7 protein-coding genes are annotated in these 15089 nt (G+C 54.7%); 4 read left to right on the top strand and 3 right to left on the bottom strand.

All coding sequences use genetic code 11. From position 1 onward, the window contains the following. Positions 1-28: 28 nt before the first annotated feature. Positions 29-337, bottom strand: a complete 309-nt coding sequence (locus AL01_RS05635; protein ID WP_077396487.1) for a hypothetical protein — start codon at positions 335-337, stop codon at positions 29-31. 302 nt (positions 338-639) lie between these two features. On the opposite strand from AL01_RS05635, the gene AL01_RS05630 reads away from it, so the two are divergent. The 3 genes from AL01_RS05630 to AL01_RS05620 all read left to right on the top strand — a co-directional run bounded on the left by AL01_RS05630 (position 640) and on the right by AL01_RS05620 (position 5097). After that, complete coding sequence (locus AL01_RS05630; protein ID WP_158075941.1) at positions 640-2331, top strand: Hint domain-containing protein; 1692 nt, start codon at positions 640-642, stop codon at positions 2329-2331. A gap of 151 nt (positions 2332-2482) precedes the next feature. After that, positions 2483-3190: a hypothetical protein gene (locus AL01_RS05625; RefSeq protein WP_077396485.1), complete on the top strand. Its 708-nt coding sequence runs from the start codon at positions 2483-2485 to the stop codon at positions 3188-3190. Then, positions 3187-5097 carry a ShlB/FhaC/HecB family hemolysin secretion/activation protein gene (locus tag AL01_RS05620; protein ID WP_077396484.1) on the top strand — a complete coding sequence of 637 codons (1911 nt, stop codon included), beginning with the start codon at positions 3187-3189 and terminating at the stop codon, positions 5095-5097. Before AL01_RS05625 ends, AL01_RS05620 begins: the two co-directional genes overlap by 4 nt. Here the strand turns inward: AL01_RS05620 and hemA are convergent. After that, the gene (gene hemA / locus AL01_RS05615; protein ID WP_077396483.1) at positions 5094-6302 is read right to left on the bottom strand and encodes a 5-aminolevulinate synthase; all 1209 of its coding nucleotides are present in this window, start codon (positions 6300-6302) and stop codon (positions 5094-5096) included. The genes AL01_RS05620 and hemA overlap by 4 nt on opposite strands. A 196-nt stretch (positions 6303-6498) precedes the next feature. Between hemA and AL01_RS05610 the strand changes: the two genes are divergently transcribed. Next, the gene (locus tag AL01_RS05610; protein WP_143280705.1) at positions 6499-7755 is read left to right on the top strand and encodes an MFS transporter; all 1257 of its coding nucleotides are present in this window, start codon (positions 6499-6501) and stop codon (positions 7753-7755) included. A gap of 99 nt (positions 7756-7854) precedes the next feature. On the opposite strand, the gene AL01_RS05605 is transcribed toward AL01_RS05610, so the two are convergent. Continuing rightward, positions 7855-14907: an autotransporter domain-containing protein gene (locus tag AL01_RS05605; RefSeq protein ID WP_077396482.1), complete on the bottom strand. Its 7053-nt coding sequence runs from the start codon at positions 14905-14907 to the stop codon at positions 7855-7857. Positions 14908-15089 lie beyond the last annotated feature (182 nt).

Genomic DNA, 15089 nt, shown 5'->3' with positions numbered 1-15089 from the left:
TAAAATCCCATCCAGACCGCCTAGCCCGTTAGGGCAGTTTGGTGGACCGATAACGCCCCCCCTTGCGGGCCCGGATGCCACGTTTCAGCAGATCGGATGAAAGGTCAATCCGCTCATTCAGCTCCTGCCAGATGGCACCTTCATCAACATCATGTTGCTGCCAGATTTTCTGTATCTCCAGCAGGAACAGGGCACTATCAACAATCAGTGCCTTTGGCTCCCCATATAGATAATCCAGAAGGCAATCCGTGGCCTGTTCGGCCAACATCTTGCACTCCTGCCCATCCTTGCCTCTGATCTCATCCAGAGCAGGCCCGCATCCTGTAGGTCGTGTCATACTGGCCCCCAATCGTATCTGCCCCGCCCATCCTACGAAAGAGAATAGGCCATACAGACCTGTTATCCTAGCTCGACAAGCTGACTAAAACCAAAAACTACCGCTACCAGACTGATTCATCCCCTTAGAGAAAGTAATATAACTGTTTACGAAAAGTAAAAAATAAATTCTTACTCGCAGTACTGAAATTAATTCATAAACCTTCCTGAAATACACCACAAAAATACCACAGAACTCTCGTCATCATGAGTCCCCATCGCACGGAACCATCGGGCGGACCGCACCCCTCGGAGAGAAATATCATGTCGATCACATGGGAAAAATCGCAGAATTACTCCAACTTAGCCCCTGGTGCGGGGGGGAATAATAACGACAGCTACCCCGGTTTTTGGTTCGGCCCAGAGACTCTCCCAAATCCGCAGACCGGAAACGTCTTTAACACGAGGCTCAACCCCAACTCCCAAATCACGCGTGCGCAACCAATCTATCAGGTTGCCATGTTCCAAGGGGCAAACATCAGCAAAAAGGGCGATCGAGCCGTCGCCGTCATGCATATTCCCAACTCGAATATGTTTGGGATAACGTATCTGTCGTATGTTGGCTCGTTTTCCTACAAAGATGTCTATCCCCCCACACCTGCCGTTATTGCTGAATTTGCCATTCAGCAGGTTCAATTCGTTGAGCAAGTAGGAAATGGGCGGCAATATGTCCCTATCCCTGCTGATGAACAACCTGCCGGGGTTGCTGCACTCAATCAGGCCATAAACAGTAGCCCAAACTATATTTATTTCCAGCTTGTTCCGAACACGGGCTATGAATCCGTTGAGCAGCACAACCCGGCCACACCTGGTTCCACGGTGGTCCTGTCGAATGTCGATTGGGACTTTGATGGCGGGGCACCCAACATAGACATTGCCTGCTTCCTGCCTGGCTCTATGATCGCCACGGACACTGGCCAAAAAGCTGTTGAGACTCTCGCAGTCGGTGACCTTGTTCTAACCGGCCCCACTGAGAAGCAGACGCCAGAGGCGATCACATGGATTGGGCGTGGTCATGTCGAGGTTCAGCCAGACCTCCCAGATGACCGGGCTGGTTATGCTGTCTGCATTAGCAAGGGAGCATTGGGAGAGAATTGCCCGAATGTCGACCTATATGTGACGGCAGAACATACGCTTTATTTCAACGGTCGTTTTGTGCCGGTGCGGATGCTCGTCAATCATCGGTCTATTTTCTATGACCGTAGCCTTCTTTCCTACGATTATTATCACTTTGAGACAGCAGAGCACAGTATTGTCCATGCCAATAATGTGGTCACGGAAAGCTATCTCAATACGGAGAGCAGCCGCCGCAACTTCCACGATATGGACTTCCTCCAACAGGGCAATATCGTGACCTTCCCACCGCCTTCCAAAAGCTGGGAAAAGGACGCTTGCGCACCGCTCGCTGTGGATGCCGCCTTTGTCCGGCCACTTTATGAGAGGCTGGATGAGCGGGCCCGTTCCCTCGGCTTTGCCCGACAGGTGCCGCCTCTTTCCCTGATTCAGGATTCGGACTTCCATCTGATGACTGATACCGGGGAGATCCTCTACCCAATCCGCCGAGTGCAGGATCGGGCCGTCTTTCTGTTGCCAGAAGGAGTTAAGGTTCTTCGCCTTCGCTCTCGTACGAGCCGCCCCTGCGATGCGGTTGGCCCCTATATAGATGACCGCCGTTTTCTCGGTGTGCTCATTGGCACTGTGGAACTGTACCAAAATGGTCAGACCCACCATCTGACATCCCATTTGACGGACCAACATGCTCCCGGCTGGGACGTGGTAGAGGCCTGCCCCTGCCGCTGGACAAATGGCAATGCTGTTCTCTCATTAGGCGAGGCCCCTTCTATCCATGAACGGGACATGCTGAGCGTCCAGATACTGGCAGAAGGCCCCTATATTGATGAGACCCAAGCAGAAACCTCCACTATTGCCCTGCCGCAAAAAGTAGCCATGATCTAAGAAAGCTTCCTCCGGTGCTTTTCGATAAATTTCGAGAAGCACTGGAGCATAGGCGGGTTCTGGAAATATTTTACTATTCTTAAAAAATACTTTATAAATCCCCTATCCGTGAACGGCTGCTGCTGTCTTCCACAAAAGGGGATCATCTTCCATGGGTGCCTCCACTACAGCCATTCTGGTTAGGCTCCTGCCTGCTACGCTGGTCGCTGGCCTATTGTCTGCCTCCATAACATCGCCTGCTTGGGGCCAAAGTACGCCCGTGGCTGGCTATTCTCCCGGCGCCCGAAGTGCCACGACAGCCAATACGATGCTCGACAGCGTTGTGGGCAACACCCATTCCCCCATTAAAAAGCAGACCAGCCTAACTGGTGAAGTTTATCGCATTGCCGCCGATGGTACGGTCACCGCTCCCAATGGGCTACTTGTCCCACCCGGTGGCTGCCAGACACCCGGCACCGGGCCGCTGCCCACTTCTCCCAAAAAAACAGCCCCTCATACCCCCTACCGCTTCGGTACGTTACGGCATGGCAAAGGGTTCGAAACTGTGACTATCGGGGTCAGTTCGCAACCCAACCTGACCACATCCAGCCCCAACGCCCCCCGCACGCACCGTGCAACCCTAAACGCCTCTTTCGGCCCGACTGGGCTGTATATCCTCCCAGAGCCCTGCCATAAGACAAACCCCAGTGACACCGCCCTGATGCTGGATGCCGCTGCCAGTCTCGCCAGTGCAGATGGTAACGCTTTCACCCTAGCGGGGAACCGCTCTAACGAAATACCCGTCAATACTGCCCAGCTTCTCCCTAATGGCGATGTAGAGCTACGCAACAGTGCCCTCTCTGGTGCTGCTACCCCGTGAAACTTGGCCCCATCTCCTCCATCACCAAATTGACCCGCTATTTCCCCCGTCTCCAGCATCCTGCCCTACTGCTGGGGGGGCTGCTGCTGCCGGGCGAAGCACTGGCGCAAGGTGTTCCGGCAGCTTCCACGCCGGCTGCTGTTCCCATTACCTCAATGCCTACTCCTCTGGGTTTCTTCAACCATCATACGATTGGTAGCCCAACAGCCAACAACACAGGGACAGAACCGGGTGACGGGTTAGACCACATCACCCCTCACATTATGGAACCCCCTACTCCACAGGGACCAGCAGGGCCAAATCCAACTCCCCATCTGGAAGAAACCATTGCCCTGCCGAAGCTAGAGGCCGTCATCCTGCAACCGGCTGGACAACGGGGCAATAGGACAGGCCAGCAGACCATCTCTTCAGAAGGATTACGGCTAAGCCATTCTCCAACCCTCTATAAGGTCATTCTACCCTATATCGGCCATCCACTGACCTTCCAGAAGATGCACGAACTGACGGGGGCCATCGCCATCTTTTTCCGCCGGAATGACCGGGCCTTCATCAGTGTGACGGTACCGCCCCAACGTGTGCATGGAGGCGTATTGCGTATTAATGTCTCAGAATATCGTCTGGACCGCATCACTGTGCATGGCAACCGCTGGATGCCCTCGTGGCAGATCCGTCAGGCCAGCAATCTCCATCCTACCCAGACCATGGCCCTGACAGCCCTTCAGACGGACCTGGACTGGCTGAATCTCAATCCGTTCCGCACGGCAGACCTCATCTACCGCCCCGGCAGTCGCCCCGGCAGCACGGATGTGGACATTAATGTGACGGACCGTTTCCCTGTCTATGTCTATGGAGCCATGAACAATCAGGCGGACCGTTCACTAGGTCGCCTCAACTGGTATACAGGAGCCTCATGGGGCAATGCGTTTGGGCTAGGACATATCTTGACCTACCAGTTCAACCGCACCTTCATGAACCGCTTCGACAACCACTCGGCAAGCTGGACTATCCCACTTTTCGGGCATAATGCCCTAGATATCTTTGGCAATTATGCCCTCTCCCACCCGACCAGCAACACGCCAGACCTCATAAACCGTGGCCTCAGCGGGCAGGTCTCCATACGCTGGCTGCATATGTTCGACCATATCGCTCTTGGGCGTGATGTCGGGCTGGATGGCATGATCCAACTTGGCTTTGACTGGAAGAACACACATTCCGACCAGTTCTACCACACCCGCACCATCACACTCTCCAAAGCCGATACTGCTCAGTTTGTTGTAGGCTATACAGGGTCCATTCAAGACCCATTGGGGCAGACGCAAATCAACAACCAGTTCTTCTATGGCCCCGGCGGCCTAATGAAGAATGATACACGGCGGGCCTATGCGAGCATCTTCCCGCTCTCCAGCCCCAATTATGTTTATGACCGGCTAATGCTCACCCGCACACAGGACCTGCCTTATGGCTTTTCCTCCACCACGAAAGTGACCTTCCAGCGGGCCAGCAAGAACCTGCTCTATAGTGAACAGCTGATGATTGGTGGCATGGGCAATGCGCGCGGTTATTTCGCCAATACGTCATTCGGCAGTAATGGCAATGCCGTCAGCGAGGAACTCTTCACCCCCGCCTTGTCCCTTCTCAAGCTGGCCCATCTACCCACACCGGGGCAGCCGGATAGCAACAAGCTCGGCATCTTCTGGGACTGGGCAGATAACCGGCAGGTGCGCCATGTTGGCACAGGCGCACGGGCTGCCACGCTCGCTAGCGTGGGAGCGGACATCACCGGCAGCCTGAACCAACATATTAACATCACCTTCGATGCTGGAATCCGCCTCCGCCGCATCCACACGACGGAACTCGCTAACCGCCGTGGAACATTCTGCGACTTCCAGATCGTAAGTGGGTTTTAGGCCGCTGTACGAGGCAGCTTTAGTTCCGTCCACAGTGTATCCAGCGCACTGACCAGAGAGTCCAGCTCTTCTTCTGTATGAAGCGGACCGGGTGTCAAACGCAGACGTTCCGTCCCACGGGGAACGGTCGGATAATTGATAGGCTGGAGGTAATGGCCAAACCGCTTCAGCAGGCTGTCTGTCAATTCACGGCAGAGGGTCGCATCCCCCACCATCACCGGCGTGATGTGCGACTGACCACGCATATAAGGAATCTTCACCGCTTCCAGCTTCTTCCGCAGCAGGGCCACGGCAGCCCGCTGGCCTTTCCGCTCGGCATCGCTGTTGCGCAGATGGCGAACGCTCGCCAGCACACCAGCGGCAATCATCGGCGGTAGAGACGTGGAGAAAATGAAACCGGACCCGAAGGACCGTACAAAGTCACACAATGCCGCAGAGGCAGCAATATAGCCACCTACTACGCCGTAAGCCTTGCCCAATGTTCCTTCAATAACAGTCAGGCGATGTTCCAGACCACGTTCCTGCGCTACACCACCACCCTGCGGACCATACATACCCACAGCATGAACCTCATCCAGATAGGTCATAGCATTATAGCGGTCGGCCAGATCGCAGATTTCTTCAATCGGAGCGATGTCGCCATTCATGGAATAAACGGATTCAAAGGCGATGATCTTCGGCGTATCCAGCGGCAATTCCTTCAGTTTTGCCTCTAGGTCCTCGAGATCATTATGCTTGAAGATGCGCTTCTCCGCGCGGGAATGGCGGATGCCTTCAATCATAGAAGCATGATTGAGCTCATCCGACAGCACGACACACCCTTTCAGCCGGGCGGCTAGCGTGCCCAACGTGACCCAGTTGGAAAGGTAGCCGGAATTGAAGAGCAAGGCACTTTCCTTGCCATGCAGGGAGGCAAGCTCCTTCTCCAGCATGACGTGATAATGGTTCGTGCCGGAAATATTGCGTGTTCCCCCTGCACCTGCACCGCTCTCATCCAAGGATTTATGGATGGCAGCCAGTACATCAGGATGCTGCCCCATGCCCAGATAATCATTAGAGCACCAGACGGTCACATCACGCCCAACCCCATGATGAAAGGCCTTGGGGAACTTACCAACATGCCGCTCCAGCTCCGCAAAATAACGGTAACTACCATCAGCACGGAGGCCATCCAGCGCATTCTGGAACAGGGTATCATAATTCATAGACATTGCTCTCCTTGGGGTCTCACTTTATGGCCCAGCCTCCAGAAAGCAAGGCTTAAACACTGTTATAAACGAAAACATGATTACAGACTGTTTTAAACAGGACTATCTAGCTACAGTTTTTTGAATCACTCCTCTATAGCTGGTGGCCATACTGTTCCCTAATACAGGGAATGTTTCTTGCCGGAGGCCCATCTTGCCTGTTTCCGCTTCTTCCCCCTCCCCGGATGACCGGCCGGGATTTAGTGCCCTGCTACCTTACTGGCAGGTCACGCTTGCTGCCTTCAGCGGCTGGTTTCTTGATGCATTCGACCAAACAGCCCTCATGTTCACCCTCCCCGATATTGCCAAGGACTTCGGCTGTACGCTCTCCGCTCTTGGCAGTGTCTTTTTGGCACAAGCATTAGGGCGTGCTGTGGGCAACACAGGGTGGGGGTGGCTCTCCGACCGCTTTGGCCGCAAACCTGCCTTCACGCTGGGAATCCTCTTCTTTGCCCTCTTTGCCGCTCTGACGGGCACAACCCACAGCATCGCCACGCTGGTTATCATCCAATTCCTCTTTGGAATCGGCTTTGGGGGTGAATGGACAGCTTCCGCCACCTTGTTGATGGAAAGCGTCCCTGCGTCTCTCCGGCCTTTGGCCTCCGCTACCATGATGTCCGGTTACGAAGTCGGCTACATGGCTTCTGCCGGGGCGCAGGCCCTCATCCTGCCCCATTATGGATGGCGGGTCATGTTCTTCATCGGGCTGTTACCGGCCCTACTCATCATCTTCATCCGCTTCAAGGTGAAGGAAAGTCCTCTCTGGCTGGCAGTGCAGGAGGAAAAGAAGAAACAGCGGGCCGATGGCGCAGAAACACTCTCCGTTTCCTTCTGGCAGACTGTTCGGCAATTCTGGAGTGGTGCGGCCTTTCAGGCTATTGCCTTCATGTGCTTTTTGGAGTTCCAAAAAGCCGCCCTCTATACGTTTTACCCCACCATCCTGCGGGACAGTCACCATCTCAGCCCACAGATGATCTTCTGGCCTGTAGCTCTGTACTGTCTCGGGTCACTCAGTGGGAAAATCCTCTGCGGTGCACTAGCAACCCGTTTTGGGGAAGATACCGTCATGCGGGCCGCACTTGTTGGCGTCATGTTGCTGATCATCCCATTCCTTAATGCTGGGCCATGGGCCATCCTTCTCGCCTCTGCTTTCTTCATTGGGGCTGCGGCCTCGGGCGTTTATGCGCTGGTGCCTCATTACCTCTCTCGGCGTTTCCCCGATGCACACCGCAGTGCAGGCATGGGCACAAGCTATGCCGTTGGGTCACTAGGGCAAGGCGTGGCAGGAAGGCTCGTTCCCTCCCTTGCCCCGTTGGTGACTGGCCTGCCCGTTGCTGCCACTCTCTGCGTTCTTTCTGGCACACTCATCAGCATTGGCGTCACACTCTTTCGCCCGAAGGATGTGCGCTAGGAGATAAAAAAACCGGCTATAGCTTTGGAGATTAAGAACAAAAGCAAAAGGCGGCCCATGACGGACCGCCTTTTTATCATCATACCCGAATGATGTGGCTTAGAAGCTCACATTGACACTTCCTGTCGCACCACTCTCGGTAGAATGAGTGCCATATTGGCCGATGTAAGAAAGGTCCACATTGATACGATCTGTGACCTTCGCCGCAACGCCAGCTTCAACCACAGCGGCATTGCTGGAGAGCAGCACCCCGGCAACATCCATGCTGCTGCCACCACTACCAACAGAAAAGCCCTCATGCAGGCCGGAGCGCATACGCCCAAACCCGTGACGATATCCCCCCATGATGTGAGGCATAAGGACAGCCTTGCCAACATCCATCTGTGTCGCTGCGCGGAAACCGAAGGTCGAGAAGGTCACGCCCTGATCTGTCCCATGGCTCCGCAGGGCGGCCTCATTGCCATGTTCACGGTAGCTATTCATCTGCATGTTCACATAAGCCACATTCATGAACGGCTCGAACATGCTCCGCTCTCCACGGAACTTATAACCAAGCTCCCCAAAGCCCTGAGCCGTTCCGCCCAGATAACCGCTGCTCAGACGCCCGCCATAATCCCCCACAGCAACATGGCGATGGGTATTGATGACGTTCCAACTATAGATCGCCCCAAAACGGAGATTCAGACGGCCCCAATGCGTGCCAGCATAAGCACCGATGCTGATATTGTTACTATTAGCCGAAGAAGAACGACCACGCTGGACATCGAACTGCGAGTGCCCGTACGACAGCAACCCACCAACACGCCAGTTGCTATGATTGATCGGTGCATCCGCACCTATCACAAAGCCTGCTGTATTGTGATGCGTGAGGGCTGCATTACCGTCCCCACTATTGAAGCCCATGCCACCATAAGCCTGCCCCCACATGATCGCATGGTCAGAATAGCAGGTGCCATTCTTTTTATGCGTCTTCAGGTCGAAGAAGCTCTGCCCGTTACGGCCATAGTCGCAGTCAGCCGCTGCCAGACGATTAAGTGCTGCATTACGGATATAGAAACTATCCTGAATCAGCCCTGTTCGGATGGAAGCGTGCAGCTCACCAGAGAGGTTGTCCAAGGCGTGGCGAGCCTGATCTTTCGTCAGAACTGTCATGGCCTGGGCTAGCTCGGTATTCTCGGCGATACGGTTTAGCCCCTGTCCGGCCGTAACCTCATTACGGGTCCGGCCGACAGAATCATAACCATTAAGCGAGCGGCGGAGCATCACATCCACATCATCGCCCTGATAGACAAGGCGTGGGGCCAGATAGGCATAATCCTGACCGATATTGGTCTTCAGATCATCATACCGACCGTTCACACCACCATTGGCACTCAGCACATGATAGGCCTGCCCATAATGCAGTTCCGCCGGGTTCTTCACCTGAAGGTCCAGCGTACCTCCCTGAATGTCAGCCTTGCCAGAGACCAAAATCCGGTCTGACTTAAGCTCACTGTAGGTGAAGCCATTCGGCCCGGTCAGCTTCTGTCCGGTGGCCTCATTATCACCACGAACGAACAGGACCGAGCCCTTGGCCATAGTCAGGTCCCCGTTAATGTGCAGGCCGCCCTCATTTTTCTCATTCCCTGCACCTAGGGTCGCACCATTGGCCACCAGCACACCGCCCACATGGCCATTCCCGGCCAGCGCACCGCCATGCTGCACAGTCATGGTGGACTGGGCCATGTTCCCTTCAACGACCATCAAACCAGACTGAATGTCCGTCGGACCGCTAAAGCCGGACCCATCCCCTGCAAAGGTGAAGGTACCTGTCCCTGTCTTTGTCAGAGCATGGCTACCAGTATTGCCATCACTCGTCAGATGCACAGCGCTACCCAACGTCATGTGGTTCTGGTCCTGCACATCGAACACTGCCCCCGTGGAACCGATGGACGTATCCACAGTGCTGGTCAGATCTGCCCCCTTCTGGTTCTGAAGCGTACCACCATCCAACGTCAACTGCGCTTTGGAACCCTCCTCGGCCGCCAATCCGGGTCTGCCATTGGCATCACCAGCACTCAACATACTGCCATCAAGGACATTCAACTTGGCATTGAAACCATTAGCCGGTGCCGTTTCAGCCTTAGCAAACACAATCGGAGCATGGCTTTGCACGGCAGCACCACCGGAAAGCGTAAGTTCACCAGCCTCACCAGCACCGATCTTCACACCGCTATCGGCGGTCAAATGGGCTGTCGGCCCGGTAAGAGCCAGCGTGCCATTATCCACAGCGACAGGGCCACCGAGATGGGACTGGTTGGTCAAGGTCTCATGCCCGCCAGAAAGTGTTAGCCCACCGGTACCGGAGAGACTACCAGCATAACTATCTTTCGCATCGGTCAGATTCAGAGTGCCGTTAACGATACCATTCCCAGCCCCAGCAAGAGAGCCAATCTCCGCACCATTGCTCGTAACGTTAAACTGACCACCCTGGGCTTTCAGAGTTTGGGAAATCTGGCTCCCATCGAGAGTCAGATCTCCCTTGTCGTTAGAAACATCACCCGTGACATGGCTATCCTTGCCCAGCGTCATGCTACCGCTATTCGCCACAGAAGCCAGCGTACCACCTGTTGCGTTCAGACTGCCCCCCTCAGCGTTGGCAACGTGCCCAACAGTGCTATCCGTGAGGGATGTTGTGCCGCTCTGGTTAGTAACCTGGTCGATAGTGCTGCTCGTCAGAGAGGCTGTACCGCCTTGGTTGGTAACTTGGCCGATCGTGCTGCCCGTCAGAGAGGCTGTGCCGCCTTGGTTGGCGACATCCGCCAGCGTGCCACCTGTTGCGTTCAGACTGGCTCCTTCAGCATTGGTAACATGGCTGACAGTGCTATCCGTCAGGGAGGCTGTGCCGCTCTGGTTAACAACACTTGCCAGCGTGGCCTTTTGTGTCGTCAGCGTGCCTCTGTTGGTCGTTGTCCCAGCAACCTTACCGCCATCAATCGTGGTGGTGGCATCGTTGTTTAGGTTCCCCGCAAGAGAGCCAGTCAGATTCAGGCGGCCATTCTGAACATTAGTATCGCCGCTATAACTGTTTTCACCGGCCAGCGTAGTCGTGCCAGAGCCCTTCTGCACAACAGAACCGCTACCAGAAATAGCCTGCCCCAACGTGACATCATTGCTATGATCCACAGCAAGTACGCCGTTATTGACGATATCCTGCTGGCCAAGGGACCCCGTTGTGCCACCATTACCAAGCTGCAACGTACCAGCTTCAATCTGGGTCGGCTTTGCGAATTGGTTGTCCGAGGTGAGAAGCAGTGTGCCGAGGTCTGTCTTATCCAGCCCCGTACCGCCATCAACGTGGCTGCCATCAATGACAGAGGCGATCTCCGCCGTGATATCCTTACCAGCAGATGTACCATCCCCCACACGGATGACAGTCTTGCCAGTAGAGGCATACAAATTGTCACCTGTTACCAGATACTGTTTACCATCATTATTAGCAAACTGAGCTCCGGAGAAAGAAACAGGTGCCTCGCCCTTCTTATCGTCAACAGTAACCGTACCGGCAGATGCTGCAAAAATGGCCATGTTGCCAGCCTGCCACTGGGCATTGGTGATCCCATCGGCCGTAGCCCAGTTAGGAGTACCCTGCGAGTTAGCCGCACTCCAGACACCATTACCACCATCAACCCTATCGTTCCCCGTTCCATTTGCGGCCCGGTGAGAGCTGTTGTCTCCATCCCAATAATTGAAGCCATCCGTCCTAACGGCCAGATTCACCTGATGGTCGATAGAGGTCTGAAGGGCTAGCCCTTCCGTAGGAGTCTGAGAAGCCACCTCGATATGCTGCTGCGTGCCGGACAATACCCCGCCATAGCTATACAGGCGATACAGACCCGTCATCAGAGACGAGTTGTTGACATTCGGGCCGCCCTCGGTTGGCTGAATGGAGAGCGTACCCCCCAGAGCCAGATTCCCCTTAACATCCACAAAGTCGTTATAGGCACCACCAGCTGTATCAGCCTGCCCAAGACGGAAAACCTGATGGGAACCATCAGCCAAATTCAGATTACCGTTGACTGTCAGGGTGGATGGAGCCGCCGCGGCCCCCGCAGCTAGCGTGGCACCGGAAGCGATGTTCACATCACCGCCGATCGTTCCCTTACCCCGCAGGGTAGAGCCATCGGTAACGGAGGTCAGACCCTTGGCAGCACTATTGTCGCCATCCACTTCTAGCTGACCGCCCGTCTGTACAAGCGTTGGGCCTGTATAGCTGTTATTGCCTGTCAGCACCTCCTGCCCACCGGAAACCGTCAAACCGCTATTACCGGTCAGACTACCCGCATAGGTATCGCCAGCAGCTGTAATATTTAATGTTCCTTCCAGCTGACCATTGGCACTACCGGCAAGAGAGCCAACACCAAAGCCATCCTGACCAATAGTGAAGTGGCCACCATTAGCGGACAGCACACCGTTAAGCTGACCATGATTGAGTGCCAGCTCACCATCCTGCTGATTAATATGCCCCGTAACGACAGCGCCCTGATCCAGCGTTGACGTACCGTTATTTGTGAGAGAGGCCATCTGCCCCCCTGAAACACTGAAGTGAGCACCAGCCTGGTTGATGACATCAGCCAATGTTGCATTCTCAGCGGTCAGTGTGCTGCTATTCGTTGTCGTACCAGCGACTTTACCACCGTCCACGTCCGTTGTGCCGGAGTTATTCAGTGGACCGCTCACAGAACCTTTCAGAACCAAGCCAGCATTCTGGGCAATATCAGTGTTACCCGTATAGGTATTGTTCCCGGTCAGGGTCTCCGTACCGCCAGAGATGGTCAGATTACCCGTGCCAGAGATGCTACCAGAATAGGTGTCGGCCGCCTTGGTCAGGTTCATTGTCCCTTCCAGCTGACCGTCGCCATTGCCCTTCAATGTCCATACGGTTGCCCCGCCGCTGGTGATATCAAATAGACCTCCATTAGCCTCGAGCGTCACAACCGTGGAATCATCAAGTACGAGCTTACCACTATTCTGAATCACTGTCCCACCGGTGGACTTTTCCAACAGCTGAAGGGTGCCAGTGTTAATCACCCCGCCGATTGAAGTGCGCCTGAACCTCGTCCGACCCGAGTTCTTTGAATAGCCACTCGTGTCAGAGCTGGAATCTGCTGCCCTATTGCTGATCATCTCCCCATTGCCGATCCGGTCGGTCAGCACATAAGAAGAATCGTCACCACTGCGCCCCGCCAGAACATCTTCATCGCTTTTCACATCAGCAGGTGAAGGAACGCCCGGGATTTTTGAATTCACACTATCCAATTCACTATCAGTGTTCTGGAAAGAGCGAATTACCGAATCCTTAAGGATGAGCGTAGCATTTTCCTTAGTCGTGACATCGAGGGCCAGCGTATTATTCAACGTTGATGTACCGCTGACATTCTCCAGGTTCGCAAGCCGGCTGCTCTGGGCTGTAAACGTACCATTGTTGGTGACTGTTCCCGTCACATCGGCATGATCAATGGAAGCACTACCACTGTTATCCAGATCACCGGACAGGACACCCCCCTTCTGGGAGAATTTAGCATCAGCCTGATTGATGATCGGGCCTGCCATCGTAACGCCTGTCGCATGCAAGGAACCTGACTGAACGTCCGCCTGCCCCTTGTAGCTGCCACCACCTGAGAGCTCCAGCACACCCGTACCTGTCTTGACTAAGCTACCGTCATCACCAGATACGCCACCGTTCCATAATACGTTGTTATTGCCCTGGACATTGAATTCGTTCGTACCTGCCAGATGCAGAGCCGCCGTGCTGGTCAAGTCATGCCCCTGAAGGTTTTGAACCTTGGCATTCTCAAGATTAACAACGGCTTTTGCACCGTCCTCGACAGAAATAGCAGGAGAGGACCCATCATCCGCTGCCACGAGAGTACCACCATTCCGCACGTTCAACGTACCATCGGAGGCGGTGTTGTCGCCGGACGTACCGAAGTGGATGGCCTTGTCACTCTCGAAGCGACCACCATCAACCGTTACAGTACCCTTGCCGCCGGCACCGATGGTTGTCGTATCGTTCTTCATGGTGCCATTGGCACCAATGACGATGGTACCCTCGCCGCCATCTTCACCCACCGTCGCAGATGAAGCCTGAAAACTGCCACCATCACTGACATTCACCGTGCCGGTACCGCCAGAACCAACATAGGCATTGGTGGCCTCAATAGCGGACTTATCGCCCGTCACATTCACATTGCCGCTCAAACCGTGAGACGCCGCTACATGGAACTCATCAGCCGCAACACGGGAGCCACTCTCCACGTTCATATTGCCGTTCTGATCGTTACCAACAACGACATGCAGACTCTCGTTAGTGCGATCGTTAATCTGCGCACCATTCTTCAGGGTTGCATCACTCGTCCCAAGCGGCCCACCGCCACCACCGTAATTTGAATCCCCATTACCAACGAAAACGGACATCCGCTGGATCTGCGCATCAGGCCCATCCAGCACCAAATGCCCCTGATTCCCGCGTGCCAACCCGACAACGAGCGGACCCGTCACGCTCCCCGGTGCCGTAGAGAAGGACCCCTTATCCTTCAGAACCAACGTGCCGTTACGAATATCTACGGTCCCGTTGATCTGGTTCTGGCCTGTCAGAATCTGCTCACCATCCAGCAGAGACAGAACGCCCGTCCCCTTGAGAGAGCCACTATAAGTGTCGCCCTTCCCTTGGCTGATCGCCAGCTCACCCTGATAAGGCTTTGACGTATCGGGGGACGGCGTCATAGCCAGACTCGTATCAACGGATGGTTTATCGAGCACCCCATTTCCGCTTCCAGCCAAGGACTGCACCAACGTACCGCCATAGCCTGTACCACTATGGCCGAAGAGGGCCGTCCCGCCATCCAGATGGAGGGTACCATCCACCTTTGTGCCATCCAGACCAAGCTGGCCATCCTGCTGGTAAAGGTCGCCCGCAACCTCCGTACCCTGCGACAGATTGCGAGTCTGGGTGTTTGTCATGCTCTCTGCACGGGCAACACTGCCCACGCCGGGTACTAAAGACACTCCGCTGAGCAAAGCCAACATGTAACCGAAACGGCGATACCCGGTCGTTCTCTGGCTCGCCAGATAGCGCAACGGAGCCTGCTCGTTCTGCTCAATAATAAACACCGGCTTATCCCTCAATATCCACGCTGTTGCGGAAGGAGGTGCTGCGCATACCCCCACCTATTATGGGATAAAGGTAAAACCTAATTGGGGTCTAATTAGTGCATAACTTGGGCAGAAACATGACTTGCGTAAGTCTTATATTTAATCTCTCATTAATAATTCTCTCAAACGAAAGACATACG

It is taken from the genome of Bombella intestini (assembly GCF_002003665.1).
Classification (GTDB): domain Bacteria; phylum Pseudomonadota; class Alphaproteobacteria; order Acetobacterales; family Acetobacteraceae; genus Bombella; species Bombella intestini.
This window is presented reverse-complemented; position numbering and strand designations above follow the sequence as displayed.

Excerpts from the sequence above, each read along its gene's own strand:
- AL01_RS05625 (WP_077396485.1), top strand. The coding sequence starts at position 2,483 with ATGGGTGCCTCCACTACAGCCATTCTGGTTAGGCTCCTGCCTGCTACG.
- hemA (WP_077396483.1), bottom strand. The coding sequence starts at position 6,302 with ATGAATTATGATACCCTGTTCCAGAATGCGCTGGATGGCCTCCGTGCT.
- AL01_RS05635 (WP_077396487.1), bottom strand. The coding sequence starts at position 337 with ATGACACGACCTACAGGATGCGGGCCTGCTCTGGATGAGATCAGAGGC.
- AL01_RS05630 (WP_158075941.1), top strand. The coding sequence starts at position 640 with ATGTCGATCACATGGGAAAAATCGCAGAATTACTCCAACTTAGCCCCT.